Raw genomic sequence first — 17,100 nt, 5'->3', positions numbered from 1 at the left:
TTTACCAGAACGCTTGGCGCACCGGCAGCGGGTCCTGGTCCCGCATCAGCCGTTGAATGAACATCTCCATCAGCTGCTGTTTGATCTCACGGTACACGGGATCAAGAAAACGGTTGACGCGCTCGCCCGGATCAGACTCCAGATCGAACAACTCCCCGTAAGCTTCATCCGCAAAAATGACGAGCTTGTACCGGTCCGTACGCAGACATTTGGCATGAATGCCGCGATCATGCGCGTCATAAGACGTCATCGCCGATTCGCGTACCCGCCGCACCCCGTCCCCGGATGCTACCGACCGCTGCGACATTCCCTGAATGCCCGCCGGCATGGTTTTAATGCCGATTAGCTCGAGCAGCGTAGGCACGATATCGACATGCTCCATCAGCGCGTCGGTAACAGCCCCTTTCCGGATGCCCGGCCCCCTGAGAATCATCGGAATGCGGGTGAGTCCCTCGTAAAACCATGGACCTTTGTACAATAGTCCGTGATCGCCGAGCAGCTCACCATGATCGCTTGTGAACACGATCAGCAGCTCGTCGTCCATCCCTTTTTCCTTCCAGGCGTTTCTGATCCGGCCAATCTCCTCGTCGATAAACGTAATCATGGCATAATAATTGCGAACGAGCCGCGTCATATGATCCGAGTCCCGGGAATGGGCCTCCCCGCCGCCCGGCCAGTAGCCTTTCCGCTTCTGCAGCCGCAAATGCTCCGGCCGTCCCTCGATATCCGAATCGTCACCCGTTGGCCCGGGAATATCGGCATGCTCATACAGCTTGGCATACGCTTGCGGCGGATTGAACGGATGATGAGGATCCACGAAGCTGCTCCACAGAAATAACGGCTCATCCGAACGATGTTCCTCAATGACGCGGATGCTCCGGTCCGCGATCCATCTTGTCTGGTGAAGCTCGGGCGCGAGCTCGCTCTCCCATACATCGCCGGCTGCGTCTTCGGAGCGATACAAGTCTTTCTTTAGTCTGGCGGCCGCCTCCGGAGCACGTTCTGCGACGTCGTCCAAGTACTCCCCCATCATGTTGTCTTCGGTAATATGATGCTCATCGAAGCCGAAGTACGTGCCGTCCCGCTCTCTTCCGCGGTCACGGACGGACACCTCTTCCGCCTCATGAACGAATCCCGTTTTCAGCTGCTGTCTGAAGTGCATTTTGCCGACCCCTGCCGTCCGGTATCCGAATGATTTCAGATGATCGCACAGCGTCAGTTCTTCCTCGTTCAGCGACACGCCGATATTCCAGGCGCCATGCACATGGGGATATCGGCCGGTAAAGATCGATGCGCGGGATGGTGTGCACACCGGGCTCGCACAATACGCCCGCTTGAACACCGTCCCTTCTTCGGCAAGCGCATCCAAATGAGGTGTGATGACCGCAGGATTTTCACAGCCCAAGGCATCCCCTCGCATCTGGTCGGTGGTGATCAGCCATATATGCTTTTTCTTGGACATGACAGGCGATGCTCCCTTCCGCATTCGAAAATGGATGAAAATCCGTTAGCGATTATGAAGCAGCAGATCAGGTTATTCCCGAACATGGGAGAGCACCGTGAGCGGCTTGCGTCCGGCAATCAGCCGCCCGCCATCGGAGTACCCCTCTTCCCGTCCTTCCAGTTCCCGGATCAGAATGGAGCGCCAGTATGCGATCCGATCCAGGCAAGCTTCGTCAAGGGCGGCATTATGCAGCTCCTTCGGATCATCGGTCAGCAGAAAAAGCTGCTCTTCGCCGGTTTGTGAATACCAGATGTACTTCTCCTTGCCGTCGGTCAGCCAATGATTGGATTGCACACCCTGCGAATGTTCGCCATGCAGGTATGCGCGCCAAGCGGGAACCGCTTCCTTCCCCGCAGTATCCGCAGCAAGGGCGAGCACGCTGCCGCCATCCACCGAATCCGGTACGCTAACCCCGGCCGCATCAAGCAGTGTCGGCATGATGTCACGCATTTCCACGACCTCCTGAACCACCTTGCCGGTCTTGAGGCCAAGGCGGTTGCCCGGATCATTCACGATAAACGGCACCCGCGAGCTTCCTTCATACGGCAGGGACTTGCGGAACAAATGATGATCTCCCATCAGCTCGCCATGGTCTGACGTGAATAATATAACCGTGTTTTCCTTCTCGCCGTATTCGGCCAGCACCTGAAGAAACCGTCCGATCTGATGGTCGATATGCGTGATCAGCGCGTAATAGGCGGCCATCGCATGACGAAGGCGCTGCTTGGGCACGATGCCCTTGCTCGTATACGGGCTGAGTCCGTCCAACGCGGGATCCGACTGCAGAGCCCAGTCGCCGACCGGAGGCTCGGGAATGTCGGCATCCTTGTACAAGTCCAGATAAGCCTGGGGCGGATCCAGCGGCGAATGCGGACGGACGAAGGACATCCACAGGAAGAAGGGCTTGTCCGGATCGCGGCGGCGGAGAAAATCGATCGACTCGGAGACGACCCAGTTCGTCGGGTGCAGCTTCTCCGGCAGATGCCACGGCCGGGCCACAGTCGAAGAGTTGCAGTCCAGCCCAAGATCGGTAAGATCCGCGCCCGGTACCTGCTGGCGCAGCCAGTGCAAATAGTCGTCCACCTCATCATAATGCTCTCGTACCGGAATGCTGTATTTATTGCGGTTGTGATGCAGATATCCGTCATGCAGAACGACGTTATGAAAGCCCATCAAATTCCGGGCCGGATAGACATGCATCTTGCCGACGCACTGCGTGTGGTACCCCGCTTTTGCAAATTCGCCCGGCATCGTATGCTCGTATCTCCATGGCACACGGTCCTGATAGCCTACGCGCCCATGGTGTACCTGGGACTGGCCGGTAAAAATCGCGGCACGCGCAGGCACGCAAGTCGGCGTAGCCGAGTATGCACGGTCGAAACGGACCCCCGTGCGGGCCAGTTCATCGAGATTCGGGGTCTCTACCACCGGATGTCCCGCGATGCTCAGGCAGTCAAAGCGCATTTGATCCACGGTAATCAGCAGAATATTCGGTTTCGCGTCCTTGTTGTTCGAAATCAAGCGTTTCCCCTCCCTTAAGTTGTCATTATTTTCATTTAACCTCCAACTTGATCAAAAGTAAATGGATTTATTGTTGGTTTTACCTGTACAAAAGTAAGGTTTTTCAATCAGACCGCCTATTTCACAAATCTTTATTCCAAAACGAATTAAAGTGGGTTATACTTGGTTCAAACACCGCAGTCAGAAGTGAAAGAGGGAAAGCGAATATGGAACTTCGCGATGAAAGCAAGGTTAGGCTATGCGCCAAGCTGTTTGTTTCTTTTTTGAAAATTGGACCGACCACCTTCGGAGGAGGTTATGCCATCCTTCCGGTCATCGATAGAGAAGTAACCGAATACCGCAAATGGCTCTCTCCCAAAGAGATGAGCGAAATCACCGCGCTATCCGGTGCGGCTCCCGGAGGCATCGGCGTCAATGTAGCAGCCCTGGCGGGCTATCGTATCGCCGGCATTCCCGGCTTGCTCTCCGCCGTCGCCGGCATTTCGCTGCCAACCATTCTGATCATGCTGATTCTGTGCGTGGCCGCATCGGGTTTCAGCGGTAACAGATACGTTCAGGCCGCGCTGCACGGCATCAAGCCCACGGTCGTTGCCCTGATCGTCTATGCCGCTATCCGGATGAAAAAACAGGCGCTCCATAATGCTGTCACCTGGGGCGTTGCCGTGACCTGCCTGTTGCTCCTCCTCTTTTTCCCGGTTCAGCCTCTGCTTGTGCTTGTCATCGGCATTATCATCGGACTCGTGGCGGAAGCGGTCTTTTCCTCCAGGGATGCGAACGCGAACAAGGAGCAAGGCAAGCATCGCTCCATGTAACATCAACCACATGTCCTCATCCGCAGAAAAGAGGTTAAACCATGCTGTTTGAGCTGTTCTGGACTTTTTTTAAAATTGGATTTATGTCTTTCGGGGGCGGTTACGCGATGCTGCCTGTCATTGAGCATGCGGCGCTGAAGGAAGGCTGGATGACTGCACAGCAGTATACCGAGGCGATTGCGATTGCGGGGATGGCCCCGGGACCGGTAGCGATGAACAGCGCCGTGTATGTCGGGTATACGGCTGGCGGTCCTGTCGGCAGCTTGATCGCTTCGCTGGGCATCGTGTTCCCTTCGGCTATCATCATGTTTTTGGTTGCTACGATATTTTACCGTGTGTATGATAATCATTGGGTGCAGGCGGCGCTGAACGGCATGAAGCCGGCTGTCATCGCCTTGATTGCGTATGCGGCCTATACGATGACGGTCCACTCCGGTTTCATTACGGGCTTGTCTGTCAGCACATTCGCCAGCATCGCGATTTTTATTGCTGCCCTGATCGCCATGATCCGTTTCCGCGTGCATCCGCTGGCGATGATTTTAGTATCCGGGATCGTGGGGATTGTAATCTATGCTTAATGATAAGAAGCAGCGCATAGACGCTGACAAACGTATTCCTTCGCCGAAGGCGAAGGAGCTGTTTCACGATATCCGCCGCAGGCATGAAATCGGCAAAAACGATCTGCTCGCCTTAAGCGGCCTGACGGTCAGCACGCTAACCCGGGTTCTCGACGAACTTGTCGGTGTCGGCGTGATTTCCGAAAGCGGGCTTGGCGTATCCACCGGTGGGCGGCGCCCCATTCTCTATCAGGTCCAAGCGGATTACGGATATGCGTTCGGACTGGATATTTCGCGGGTCATGTCAAGACTGGTGCTGCTGGATCTGGCAGGTACGAAGCTGGATTCCCGGGAATGGCGCATGGACGAGAAGACAACGCCCGAAGTCTTTATGCAGATGGTCACGGAGCAGGTGACCGAATGGATAGTCAAGCACCGCATCGCTTTTGAACAAGTCATCGGCATGGGTATTGGCGCGGTGGGTCCTCTGAACCGGATAACGGGCGTCATTGAGGAACCCGAGTGGTTTGCTGCCCCGGGCTGGAATCATGTGCCCGCGGTGCAGATGCTTGAGGACCGTCTCGGATTTCCGGTCATTCTGGATAACGGAGCCAATACGGCGTTAATCGCCGAATCCTGGGCGAACCGGACCAAGGATTTCCGGCATATGCTCTACGTTCACGGCGGCACGGGTCTTCGCCTGAGCATGATGACGGACAACAAGCTGATTCATGGGGCCGTCGATATGGAGGGCTCTTTCGGCCAGATGATCATCCAGGCGGACGGTCTCCCTTACCGTACCGCCCAAGGCAATTTCGGCGCTCTGGATACCTATGCCTCGGTACATGCCATCGAACGCGAGGTGAACTCCAGGCTGCGGATTGGCCGCAGCAGCACCCTGCGCCAAATCGTCCGGCCCGGGGAAGCCGCCAAGTTCTCCGACATCATGCAAGCGCTGAAACAGATGGATCCGCTGGTCACGGAAGTGGTGACGCAGGCCGCGACTTATTTTGGCATCGGTCTTGCGAACCTGCTGAACATATTGAATCCGGAAAAGGTCGTTCTCGGCGGTCCCTTGATGACCGAGAACAATTTGTTTTTTTATACGGCCACCCAAACCGCGATTCGCAAAACCTATCATTATCCGAAATATCAGGTCATTTTCAGCAAAGGCACTTACGGCGAAGAGGCGATTGCCATTGGCGCAGCGCAGCTCATGCTGAGCCAGCTGACGGTATAGCGCGCCTTCATCCGAACTTACGTTTATCATAGAGAGGAGAACCGCCATGTCATCAGAGTCCAACCCCCTTATGGATCAGCAGTCCGATACCGATCAAATCCCCTCCTGCTGCGCAGCACGGCGCGCGGCAGCTGCGGCTCCCGCCGGCTGCGGCACACCGTCGATGGGCATTGACCGCCAAGCAGCAGCCAGTCCGGCCATGCATGAAGCTAAGGCGGAGCATCCGGCCGCATCAGAAGACCAAGCATCGCGTCCGGACACTTCCTCCTGGCCCGTTATCCCCGAAGGCGTCTATATCCTCGGCACCGATGACGGGGAAGGCTTCGCGTCCGATGCCGAAGGACCGGCAAGACCGGTGCATGTGAAGTCATTCCGCATGTCGCCTTATACCGTCACGAATGCCGAGTACGCCGCGTTCGTCGCCGCAACAGGATACATAACGGAAGCGGAGCGATTCGGCTGGTCCTATGTGTTCCACCTGCTGATCACGGATCCGGACAACGTGAGCATTGTCGGCTCTCCCGGGCAGACGCCGTGGTGGCATGGCGTGGAGGGTGCTTTTTGGCGCGAGCCGGAAGGCCCTGGAAGCAGCGTGGAGGATCGCATGGATCATCCGGTCGTGCATGTGTCCTGGAATGACGCGCAGGCTTACTGCGAGTGGGCAGGCGTCCGCCTGCCCACCGAAATCGAATGGGAAGCGGCTGCGCGCGGCGGCCTGGAAGGCAGGCGTTATCCATGGGGCGACGTGCTGCGCCCGGACGGCGAGCACCGCTGCAACATCTGGCAGGGCGTCTTCCCGACGAAAAACCATGGCAGCGACGGCTATCTCGGCACGGCTCCCGTGGATGCCTATAAACCGAACGGCTACGGGCTCTATAATGTCTCCGGCAACGTGTGGGAATGGTGCGCCGACTGGTTCACGCAGAATCCGGCCAAGCGCGGGTCGACCGAGCACCCGCAGGGTCCGGCGGAAGGCATGTCCCGCCTTATGAAGGGGGGGTCCTACCTTTGCCACCAATCCTACTGCAACCGCTACCGCGTTGCCGCAAGAAGCAGCAACACGCCGGACAGCTCCACCGGAAACATCGGTTTTCGCGTCGCGTCCGATATTTAAATTGATCAAAAAGAGTCATGCCCGGAATCCGTTCGCCGGTTCCCTAGAGGGCATGACTCTTTTCTAATGGAATGGAGGCCACAAGAGCTTCCGCTGCTCATAAGCGGCACTGCCGTCTTATCCGGTACTGCCCCGGCGACATGCCGATGCGTTCCCGGAACAGACGCCCAAAAAAGCTTGCGCTTGGGATACCGACGCGTTCGGCGATTTCCTGAACGGATAAGGCCGTTTGCTCCAGCAGCATGGACGCCTGGTTCATCCGCAAATGATGCACATATTGCAGCGGCGTCATGCCGGTGTATTTTTTCATGCAGCGCGTAATGTGGTCGAATTGAAAATGAAGCGCATCCTCCATTTTGGACGAATGAAAAGGGTCCTCCCAATGCTTCTGCAGATAGGTCACCGCCTGCCTCGCCAATGCCGACGAGCGCGAAACCGGTCTCGCCTTCGCCACGGCTTGAAACAGCTCCAGCAGTTCCCCGAACTTCGCCTGCAGCTGAAGCGAATGCTCGACGGACAGCTGTATATGCAGCTGATTCATCCGGTCCAGCACCGGCTGAAGCTGGTTAAATGGCACATCCCCATATTTGGGCATATACATCGTCTGGTCGGATGGCTGCGTATCGCTGTCTCTTCCTTTCGGCAGAACCGCCGACCACGGGATATCTTCTGCTTCGAGCGTTCTAAGCGGAGGTGCATGCTTGAAATGCACCCAATAGACCTCCGTCTCCTCCATGCAGGCTTGCGTTCCGACATGCGTTCTCCCCGGCTCCAGCACGAGCATTTGCCCTCCGGCGATCACGTACTCCCGCTGATCCTCTTTCATGTACATGGCCCCCTTCTTCACGAGAATGACGTCATACACATCGAAGCAGCGTTCATAATGGCAGTTCCCGGGCATCCAAGTCGCATGTCCAACCGTTAACAGGAATGGCAGCGGAGGAATGGCCAGCTCCAGGCATTGCATCCGAAATCCCTCCTTCATTCATATCGATATTGTTTTACCAGCTATTTTATTTTAATTATATATTAGCATCGAAGTCCGTTTCGTTCATGCACAACAAGTCGATATCATGCTAAATGATGTCGCTATCCCGCATAGCTGCCTATCTTTTTTTGCATTAACTTAGGGAGGAAGATCACTTTAAATACGGGAGGATCATACGATGCGTTTTCGTCAGGTACATCTCGACTTTCATACTTCGGAAGCGATTGGCCACATAGGCAGCCGTTTTGAGAAAAAACAATTTCAGGAAATGCTCCGGCTCGGGCATGTGGATTCCATTACGGTTTTCTCCAAATGCCATCACGGCTGGGCTTATCATCCGTCCCAAGCGAATCAGATGCATCCGGGCCTTTCCTTCGATCTGCTCGGAGCGATCATTGAGGCCGCTCACGAGATTGACGTCAAAACACCGGTATACCTGTCCGCAGGCCTTGACGAACAACTCGCGGTCCGCCATCCGGAATGGTGGATTCGTCCGCGTTACGGCGGCCATGAGGATCTGTTCAGACCCGGGTACCATCAGCTATGCATGAACACGCCTTATCTGGATACCCTGCTCGCCCAGATCGATGAGGTCGTGCAAAATTATGACGCAGACGGCATTTTCCTGGATATTGTGGGCGTCAGGGAATGCTACTGCGCAAGCTGCGTTGCCACCGTCCGCGGGGAAGGCGGCGATCCGAGAGATATCGGGGTCATGCGGCCTCTATGGGAGCGGACCTATGCCAACTACACCCGCCGGGTCAAGGAAACGGTGCATGCCCGCCGGCCGGGCATGCCGATCTTCCACAACGGCGGACATATCCGGCGCGGACGCCGTGATCTGGCGCAGATGAATACCCATCTGGAGCTGGAATCGCTGCCTACCGGCGGCTGGGGCTATGACCACTTTCCGCTGTCCGCGCGCTATGTCCAGCCGCTAGGCATGCCCTTTCTCGGCATGACTGGAAAGTTCCATACGAGCTGGGGGGAATTCGGCGGCTACAAGCATCCGAATGCGCTCCGTTATGAAACAGCGCTCAGCTTGGCCCATGGTGCGGCCTGCTCCATCGGGGACCAGCTTCACCCGCTGGGCGCGATGGATGAAGCGACCTATGCCCTCATCGGCAAAGCCTATCAAGAGGTCGAAGCCAAAGAACAATGGTGCCTTCATACGGTGAATGTCGCGGACGTGGCCCTGCTCTCCGTGGAAGCTGCCGGCGCACATACGGCGGAAGGCGGACAGGACACGTTTACGGGCCAATCCGATGCAGGTGCGGTGCGTATGCTGCTCGAAGGAAATATTTTGTTTGACGTCGTCGATCTCGAAAGTGATTTCAATGCCTACCGGGTGCTGATTCTCCCGGACCATGTGCGGATCGGGGCGGCGCTGCAGCCCAAGCTGGACGCCTTTCTCGCCCAGGGCGGGCGCGTGCTCGCGACGGGAGAATCCGGACTTCGGGCCGCAGAGGATGCGTTTGCGGTGGACCTTGGGGTGCGGGATGCCGGCATCAACCCTTACCAGCCGGACTACTTCCGCCCCCTTCAACCGCTTCCCTCTCTGGGAGAAGCTGCGTTCGTCTTCTACGGCCTGGGCCGCAAAATCGAATTAACCGAAAACGGAACCGAGCTGGGCCGCCGGAAGAATCCCTATTTTAACCGGGACGCATTCACTTTCTGCTCGCATCAGCATACCCCCAGCAGCGGTGAATACGGCGGGCCGGGCATGGTTGAAAGCCGAAACGGCATTTATATCGCCTGGAACCTGTTCGAGGATTATGCTGTCAAAGGAAGCTTGGCCGCGAAAGAAACGGCATTGTCCGCGCTGAACCGTTTGCTGCCCCAGTCCACGCTTCGTTCTTCCCTGCCAGCGCAAGGTTCCGTCACCCTGCAGAAGCAGGCCGGCTTGTCCCGCTACGTGCAGCATACCCTGTACGCAGCGCCTGTAAAAAGAGGCGACGGTATCGAAATTATCGAGGACCTGCTGCCCGTGTACGACGTATCCATCGAACTGCGGATTCCCGAAAAGGTGCATGCGGTTTATCTCGCCCCGCAAATGACTCCGCTTGATTTCGAGCAGCAAGGAGCGCGCGTAGCCTATACCATTCCCAAACTGGAATGCCACCAGATGGTCGTGCTCGATTACGAGGAAATCATATAACCGAATATAGATGTTTTTACTTGCGATATCACAAGTGGCCTTGCTTCGTATGTGATTGTTTCTGATAACTAAAAAAACCGGCGTCCCCTGCAGACTTCACCTTATCGAGCAGACACTTAAAAAGTATCCCGATAGGATGAAGTCTAATGGTACGCCGGTTTCCCGTTTGCTTGTCACTTATGTGAATTTAGATTCCTATTCTTGGATCGTCCATAGCATGTTTATTTCTGATCTATTTCCGCCCGAAATCCGCCTTAATTTCTCCCCATTTTTCCGTGTTCCACTTGAGGATTTTGTTGTCGTACTTGTTATTCTGCAGCCACTCCACCGCGCGGTCGGTCAGCTCCCAGATTTTACGGGTGGATTCGTTTCTGGCGAGCGTAGTCGCTGGCTTTTTGTTCCGGACCCAGGCAAGCGCCGTCCTGGAGTCGGAATAGATCGTCTTCTGGCTGCCCAGCTTTTTCAAGTACGCCAAGCCATGCACGATCGCGATAAATTCACCGAGATTATTCGTTCCGTTCTCGACCGGCCCGACATAGAACAGAATATCCCCCGTCCGGGTATCCACGCCCTTGTATTCTACCGGGCCCGGATTGCCGCGGGTGCCGACGTCAACCGAAATGCTGTCGTAAATAATTTCTTCCTCCTCGTCAGAGGCAGCTTTTTTCGGATATTTCCCGGCACCCGCCCCCTTGGAGGACGCTGAGGATTTCCCCTGCCCCCAGTGGCCCTTCCAGCCGCCTTTGAATGCCGCTTCGGCCTCGGCACGGGACTCGTAGGATTTATATTTTGCATCCGCATAGCCGTTCACCTGCGCCTGACACTCCGGCCAAGAGGTGTAGATTCCCGGCTTTTTCCCTTCCCATACCACGTAAAACTTGGATTTTGCCATATGTAAAACTCCTTAAGTGAAAATAGTATTCCCTATCATCCTCGCATGACGATTTCGCCTTTGTATCTTCTCACAAAAAAACACCTGCCGCAAACAGGTGCTTTTCTTCGAGTAACCATCCCTCAAACCCCGCTGATGCCATCCTTCTCGAATGCAGCGATGGCTTCGCGGATCTCCTCGGGAATAGGCGTGCTTTTGCCCGTGGGCGTATCAATCAGCACAATGGCTCCGCGTCCGGCGGCTTTTAACCGGTCTTCCACGACGACAGCGTATTCCACATCCAATGAGGATCTGCCGATCGAAGCCACCCGCACATGCAGGTTCACCTTGTCGCTGCGGTACATTTGGGCCAGGTACTGGCACTCCAGGTCGGCGACAACGGCCACTTTTTCGCTGCCGAACATCGAGTCGAAAAGACCCAGGTTCTCGAAGTACTCAATCCGCCCCTGCTCAAAATACATAAAATAACTCACGTTGTTCACATGCCCCAGCATGTCGGTCTCGCAGTAACGCACTTTGATCGGAATGGAAAAATGGAATTTGTTCAACCAGCTTTCGGGATCCGGCTGAATGAAGCTTTCTTTTCTCATCGTCTAGTCTCCTCATTTTTGGGGTAACGTCCGCTACTGTACCAAGCGCAACATGCCGTGGAGTCCACGTCTTTGCTTTTTGCGGCATAAGCCTTTTATCTGCTGCTTCTGTATCCTCCTGGCGTTATGCCCACCAGCTTCAAGAAAATCCGGTGAAATTGGCTTGGGCTTGAAAAACCCAGGCTGCAGCTGATCTCCGCGATGGATGAAGACGTGTTCCGGAGCCGAAGCCTGGCGTCATCGATCCTCAGCCTAAGCAGATGCTGATAGGGTGTGATGCCGGTATATGCGCGGAAGGACCGCATGAAATGATACCGGCTTTGTCCCGCAATGGCAGCCAGATCGTCGATCGAAACAGCCTCCGAGTAGTACTCGCGCATATAGGCCAGCACCTGTTCGAGATGAATATCACGAACCTGGGTCCTGACGTAGCGATAGTGACCCTCCTCGAGCATCATGGAACCCGACAGCGCGCCTTTCAAGTACTCGAGCACCTGGATTTCCGTCTCCTGCGAAGCAAGAAGCTCCCTGCTCCCGCCGAACATCAGCTCCGTGGTCCAGTCCTTGAATTTACGAGACAGGTCTGACGGATTGAGCCTCATCTGTTCCGCAAACTCGGGCGGCGCATGAAGCTGATCCTCTTGCGGAAACGCGTCTTTGCTGAATTTGATAATAATGACACTGGAGGCATCGTCTAGGTGCAGGTAATGCTCCGTTCCCGGATGCTGAATCAGACCTTCACCCTCATGAAGCCTGTATGGCTTGTTTTCCATCGTGAAATGGCAGATCCCCTGCGTGGGTATCGTGAACTGATAAAATTGCTCGTGGTTATGGGATTGATTGGCGAACCGGTGCGAGCCCTTGAACAGCTCCATCCGATCCGTGCGAACCGTCATTTCCATATGCTTCACCTGATGACATTATAGCAAAAAATGCGATGCAAGCGGAGCACCTATTGCGGCGACATGGCTCCTATACTTGATGTAACATGCTCTAATAAACACATTTTTGCATATGGCGGTATTGACAGCCCGAAGATTTGTTTTAACATGGGTAGAATAAGCTTTTATCGATACCGGAGGGGAAAGAGAGGGATCATCCATGATCATTGATATCAATCACATCACTTGGAAAAGCGGGCAGCATACCCTGATGAAGGATGTCAGCTGGCAGGTGCGGGAAGGGGAGCACTGGGCTCTGCTCGGGTTGAACGGATCCGGAAAAACGACGCTGCTGAATATCGTCAACGGTTATATATGGCCAACGGAAGGCTCCGTCGGCGTCCTCGGACATCTGTTCGGCGAGGTGGATCTGCGCGAGCTGCGCAAATCCATCGGCTGGGTCAGCAATTCCTTCCAGGAACGCCTGTATGCCTCCGACCGGACGCAGCATATCGTCATCAGCGGCAAGCATGCCACCATCTGACTTTATGACAAAACGAGCGATGAGGATTACGCACGCGCACGCGAGCTCATGAAGACGCTAAGCTGCGACCATCTCTGGGATCGTGAATACCGGACCTGCTCGCAGGGCGAAAAGCAGAAGCTCCTGATCGCACGCGCCTTGATCGCGAATCCCCGCATTTTGATTTTGGATGAGCCATGCAACGGACTCGATATATTTTCAAGAGAACGGCTGCTGGAAAGCATCGCGGAGCTGGTACGACAGCCGAATGCGCCTACGCTGATTTATGTCACCCACCATACCGAGGAAATTCTGCCCGTATTTAGCCATGTGCTTCTGATGAGACGCGGCGAAGCCGTCGGCAGCGGAAAAACGGAGGAGATCCTGACCGCCGACAATCTGAGCGAATTTTTTGAATCGCCCGTGGATGTGGACCGTCATGGGGATCGGTTTTATGTGCGCGTAGCCGAGTAGTTCTTTATGCACAGAGAGAAAAGTCCTATTTCCCCTTCAATTGTTGGATGATTTTTCCGATATTACAATAGCAGGAATAAATCACACAATAAGGGGAATCTCAGCTACCATGATGAAAAAATCTATCGCAATCCTACTTATGGCATTCATCTTGATGATGCCGTCAGCCTTTGCGGCCGCGCCACCCAAAAATATCGTTATTATGAATGCCAAAAGCAATCATTCCTTCGTGCCCGTTCGGTTTCTGAACGGTTTGGACGGGAACGCCGTGCAGTGGGATGAAGCGTCTAAACAGGTCAAGATCGCGCATGGCAACATACAGATCAACATGACTCTGGGACAAAAAACAGCGAACGTGAACGATCAGTCCGTCGCCCTTCAGGATGCACCCTTCAAAGACAACGGCTTGGTCTATGTGCCGCTGCAGATTATAAGCAAAGAGCTCGGATATCAGCTGGATTGGCTTAAAACAAGCAATGCGGTCAAAATTTCTTCGGCAAACACCTCTTCGGTGCTTCCTGTCGTGACCAAAGCCGCTGGCCAGACGCTCCCGAATCCGATTGTCAGTGAAAAGAAAACCTTTAAAGTGGGCGGCAGATCGTTCAGCACGCAGGTGGTGACTGTATCCCTCATGCATCCACAGGTGCAATTGGATGTGGTACTCGCAGGGAACAAGCCCGGAAATGTCGAAGACCTGAGCAGCATCGCCAAACGCAGCGGGGCGGTTGTCGCCATTAACGGCACCTTCTTCAATGCCTATACATCCGATAGCTATAAAGCGCCATACGGTTATATCCTGAGCAAAGGCGAAATCAAAATGTCGGCTCCTGGCGATCAGCGCGTCATTTTCACCTATGACGAGAACCAGATCGTCAATTTGATCGCCGGCTCGGATTTCAAAGACACATTCGGCCAGGGCCTGATTGCAGGCGGTTTGCAGGCGGGACCACGGCTGCTGGTGGACGGCAAAGTATCGCTGAACGTGAAGCAGGAAGGATTTAAAGATCCGAAAATTCTGACCGGCGGCGGTGCGCGCAGCGCGCTTGGAGTCACCAAGGACCATAAGCTCATCCTGCTGACGACAGGCGGTGCCACCATTCCGCAGCTCGCGGAAATTATGCGTCAAGCCGGAGCCTACCAGGCCATGAACCTGGATGGAGGCGCTTCGAGCGGACTTTACTATAACGGCAAATACCTAACTACTCCCGGACGTAAAATCAGCAACGCCCTCGTAATTAAAGTCCAGTGATGGAATGGCAATAACGGAAATGCCAAGGCCGATGATAAAAGAGAACGTCGGTCAACGTACTGTCAATGAGACCGGCCGCATTAGGATGACTCATAACTTCAAAAAAAGGCTGAGCCCACGAAAGCAGCGATGCTTTCAGGCTCAGCCTTTTTCTTAAATCGACGAATGGCGATTAGTTGCCCCCGTTCATTCCTTTTTTCACCCAATCGGCTACGGTTACCGTGCGTTTGGCCTGGTGAAGCACCGCTTCCTTCACGTCCTCAACCATTTTGCCGTCCTGTCCAACGGTTACGGATGTGCCGTAAGGGTTGCCGCCTGCAGCGAAGACCGACTGATCCGTAAACCCTGGAGAAGCCACAAGCGCACCCCAGTGATGCATCGTCGTGTACAGCGAAAGAATGGTCGCTTCCTGGCCGCCATGCGGGTTTTGTGCGGAAGACATTGCGCTGACAACCTTGTTGACCAGCTTGCCTTGGAACCAGAGGCCGCCGGTAAGGTCAAGGAATTGCTTCATTTGAACCGGCATGTTGCCGAAGCGTGTCGGTACGCTGAAAATAATCGCATCTGCCCATTCCAGGTCAGCCACCGTTGCTTCAGGAACATCCTTCGTTGCTTCATGATTGGCTTTCCAAGCCGGGTTGGAGTCGATGGCTGCCTGTGGAGCCGTTTCAGCCACCTTCAGCACTTTTACTTCTGTAGAGCCAGCCTGTTTGGCGCCTTCTGCCGCCCATTGTGCCAATTGATAGTTCGTACCGCCGGAGCTGTAGTAAATGACTGCTGTTTTCACGTTAGACATCTTGAATTCCCCTTTACCGAGTGAGTTTATGGTGAACATAGGTTTTTCCTATTTTGCCATGCATGGTTGTGAAATATACGCGGCTCTGGATGTGATGCGGATCCTTACAATCACATTCCTTAACATTATATATTTCAGAATTAAGACATAATCCCAAAAAATATTGCTTCTAAACAATGTATCTTTAATATGAGATAATATTATCACTCGACTTCCCTACTGTCAACAAAAACTTATATATTTTTTTCAATTACTTACTTTTGTATAGAAAATAAAAAGACTGCCTCAGCTTTTCCTTTGCTTGGCAGTCTTTGCATCCATAAGATGGGTTCTTTCTTTTCCTGATTAGCGGTTGACCCACTTACCGTTCGTAAAGTCCGGTATGGCTACCGGATGCCCTCCCAGAGCAATCGACTCCTCCGATAGTGCCGAGATGCTCATCCAGGCGGCCATGTCATAAACGTCCAGCGGCGTTTCGGTACCTTGTTTGACGCTTTCAAAAAAGTCCGAGAATACTAGCCAATCCATTCCGTCATGCCCTCCCTTGACGCCTTCCTCGACATATTTTTTCCATAGAGGATGGTCATATTGCTCTCTGAACTGCTCCACATTGCCCCATTGCTCTTTCCAGTTCATGTGAAACGCATCGTGCGTGCCGTCCAAATAAATGGAATGGTTGTCCTCCGTGTACATCCCCTGGGTGCCTTGAACGGTGAATCCACGGGAATAATAACGCGGCAGCGTGGTGTCCAGCGTAATCGTGATCGTCTCCCCATGCGCGCATGTGATGAGGGTCGTGACGATGTCGCCCTGCATGAATTCGGTTTGCGCCAATTCGGAATCTTCGCTTTTGTGGTTACGGATATACGCCTGCATGCCCTTGGCCTTCGAAGCCATGGATACGAGTGACACCATGCGGTTGCCGTGGTTAATATTCAGAATTTTGGCGATCGGTCCAATTTCATGTGTCGGATAGTTCTCACAGTTCCGGTGGATGTAATTGTTCAGACGATAATGCCGGTTCTCTTTACCAAAAGCGATCTCTTCTCTCAAATCATGCCGATAACCGCCTGCACAATGCACAATATCGCCCAGTATGCCCTGCTTCGCCATATTCAGCACCATCATTTCATCGCGGCCGTAACAGCAGTTCTCCATAATCATGCAGGGCACACGGGTACGTTCATAGGCTTCAACCAGCTTCCAGCACTCTTGGATGGAGTAGGCTCCGCCCACCTCGCAGGCTGCATAGATGCCGGCTTCCATCGCAGCAATCGCGATTTCGGTATGATCCGACCAGGAAGCGCCGATGACCACCGCGTCGATACCGCCCATTGCCATGACTTCACGATAGTCGCGGGTGGCAAGCGGCCTTGGCATGCCCGTTTCCGCCACACGGTCCGCCGCCTGATCGCAGCGGTCCTGGTACAAGTCGCATACAGCCACAACGTCTACATCTTCCATATGTAAAACGATACCCTTTAACAGCCCCATACCGCGGGCACCCAAACCAATCATGCCAACTCTGACTTTGTTCTTCATCGTAGCCTCCCAAGGTACCATTTTCTTCTGATATTCCCCTGTTTCCGAAGATCTGTCAATATTCATCTCTTTACCCTATATGCAGTTTATGATATTTCGTAGTGGATCGGGGGGGCTACAGTATAATTTCGTGCCAAGGGACTAAAAAAATATGACAAAAGGTCTGTTCAACCGACTGCCTTCGGAAAAATAAAAAAACGCCTTTCGGCGTTTGGCTTTTTTATGGAGCGGGTGATGGAAATACTCAACCTCCTGATTA

At 54.1% G+C, this 17,100-nt stretch carries 14 protein-coding genes and 1 pseudogene; 7 read left to right on the top strand and 8 right to left on the bottom strand.

The window, feature by feature from the left end:
- Window position 1: 1 nt before the first annotated feature.
- Window positions 2-1,462 (bottom strand): sulfatase family protein, encoded by a 1,461-nt coding sequence (locus PCH05_RS21935; protein ID WP_164766758.1) that lies wholly within the window; start codon window positions 1,460-1,462, stop codon window positions 2-4.
- 72 nt (window positions 1,463-1,534) lie between these two features.
- Window positions 1,535-3,025: an arylsulfatase gene (locus tag PCH05_RS21930; protein WP_371860571.1), complete on the bottom strand. Its 1,491-nt coding sequence runs from the start codon at window positions 3,023-3,025 to the stop codon at window positions 1,535-1,537.
- A 206-nt stretch (window positions 3,026-3,231) separates the two neighbouring features.
- On the opposite strand from PCH05_RS21930, the gene PCH05_RS21925 reads away from it, so the two are divergent.
- From PCH05_RS21925 to PCH05_RS21910, 4 genes are all read left to right on the top strand, one after another.
- Window positions 3,232-3,837: a chromate transporter gene (locus PCH05_RS21925; RefSeq protein WP_127605899.1), complete on the top strand. Its 606-nt coding sequence runs from the start codon at window positions 3,232-3,234 to the stop codon at window positions 3,835-3,837.
- A gap of 41 nt (window positions 3,838-3,878) precedes the next feature.
- Window positions 3,879-4,415 carry a chromate transporter gene (locus tag PCH05_RS21920; protein WP_127605898.1) on the top strand — a complete coding sequence of 179 codons (537 nt, stop codon included), beginning with the start codon at window positions 3,879-3,881 and terminating at the stop codon, window positions 4,413-4,415.
- Window positions 4,408-5,634, top strand: a complete 1,227-nt coding sequence (locus tag PCH05_RS21915; RefSeq protein ID WP_127605897.1) for an ROK family protein — start codon at window positions 4,408-4,410, stop codon at window positions 5,632-5,634. The genes PCH05_RS21920 and PCH05_RS21915 overlap by 8 nt, the downstream gene beginning before the upstream one ends.
- 70 nt (window positions 5,635-5,704) lie before the next feature.
- Window positions 5,705-6,748: a formylglycine-generating enzyme family protein gene (locus tag PCH05_RS21910; protein WP_127605997.1), complete on the top strand. Its 1,044-nt coding sequence runs from the start codon at window positions 5,705-5,707 to the stop codon at window positions 6,746-6,748.
- Between the two features lie 97 nt (window positions 6,749-6,845).
- On the opposite strand, the gene PCH05_RS21905 is transcribed toward PCH05_RS21910, so the two are convergent.
- Window positions 6,846-7,715 (bottom strand): AraC family transcriptional regulator, encoded by an 870-nt coding sequence (locus PCH05_RS21905; RefSeq protein ID WP_164766757.1) that lies wholly within the window; start codon window positions 7,713-7,715, stop codon window positions 6,846-6,848.
- Between the two features lie 199 nt (window positions 7,716-7,914).
- Here PCH05_RS21905 and PCH05_RS21900 point away from each other — a divergent pair, with 199 nt between their 5' ends.
- Window positions 7,915-9,894, top strand: coding sequence for a beta-galactosidase trimerization domain-containing protein (locus PCH05_RS21900; protein WP_127605894.1), 1,980 nt, complete (start codon window positions 7,915-7,917; stop codon window positions 9,892-9,894).
- A gap of 232 nt (window positions 9,895-10,126) precedes the next feature.
- Here the strand turns inward: PCH05_RS21900 and rnhA are convergent, their stop codons facing one another.
- From rnhA to PCH05_RS21885, 3 genes are all read right to left on the bottom strand, one after another.
- Window positions 10,127-10,786: a ribonuclease H gene (rnhA, locus tag PCH05_RS21895; RefSeq protein WP_127605892.1), complete on the bottom strand. Its 660-nt coding sequence runs from the start codon at window positions 10,784-10,786 to the stop codon at window positions 10,127-10,129.
- A 122-nt stretch (window positions 10,787-10,908) separates the two neighbouring features.
- Complete coding sequence (locus PCH05_RS21890) at window positions 10,909-11,376, bottom strand: acyl-CoA thioesterase (protein WP_127605890.1); 468 nt, start codon at window positions 11,374-11,376, stop codon at window positions 10,909-10,911.
- A 95-nt stretch (window positions 11,377-11,471) separates the two neighbouring features.
- Window positions 11,472-12,278 carry an AraC family transcriptional regulator gene (locus tag PCH05_RS21885; RefSeq protein WP_127605888.1) on the bottom strand — a complete coding sequence of 269 codons (807 nt, stop codon included), beginning with the start codon at window positions 12,276-12,278 and terminating at the stop codon, window positions 11,472-11,474.
- A gap of 199 nt (window positions 12,279-12,477) precedes the next feature.
- Between PCH05_RS21885 and PCH05_RS21880 the strand changes: the two are divergent.
- Together PCH05_RS21880 and PCH05_RS21875 are read left to right on the top strand one after the other, a co-directional pair.
- Window positions 12,478-13,254: pseudogene (locus tag PCH05_RS21880) on the top strand (ABC transporter ATP-binding protein).
- A gap of 112 nt (window positions 13,255-13,366) precedes the next feature.
- The gene (locus PCH05_RS21875; protein ID WP_127605995.1) at window positions 13,367-14,503 is read left to right on the top strand and encodes a phosphodiester glycosidase family protein; all 1,137 of its coding nucleotides are present in this window, start codon (window positions 13,367-13,369) and stop codon (window positions 14,501-14,503) included.
- Window positions 14,504-14,675: 172 nt separating this feature from the next.
- On the opposite strand, the gene wrbA is transcribed toward PCH05_RS21875, so the two are convergent.
- The gene (gene wrbA, locus PCH05_RS21870; RefSeq protein WP_127605886.1) at window positions 14,676-15,299 is read right to left on the bottom strand and encodes an NAD(P)H:quinone oxidoreductase; all 624 of its coding nucleotides are present in this window, start codon (window positions 15,297-15,299) and stop codon (window positions 14,676-14,678) included.
- 345 nt (window positions 15,300-15,644) lie between these two features.
- Entirely contained in the window at window positions 15,645-16,841 is a 1,197-nt protein-coding gene (locus tag PCH05_RS21865; protein ID WP_127605884.1) for a Gfo/Idh/MocA family protein, read from the bottom strand.
- Window positions 16,842-17,100: the final 259 nt, after the last annotated feature.

Origin of the sequence: Paenibacillus chibensis, from assembly GCF_004001045.1 — a bacterium.
Lineage (GTDB): Bacteria > Bacillota > Bacilli > Paenibacillales > Paenibacillaceae > Paenibacillus_AQ > Paenibacillus_AQ chibensis.
The sequence above is the reverse complement of the archived record's forward strand: the minus strand, read 5'-3'. Positions and strand labels throughout refer to the sequence as shown.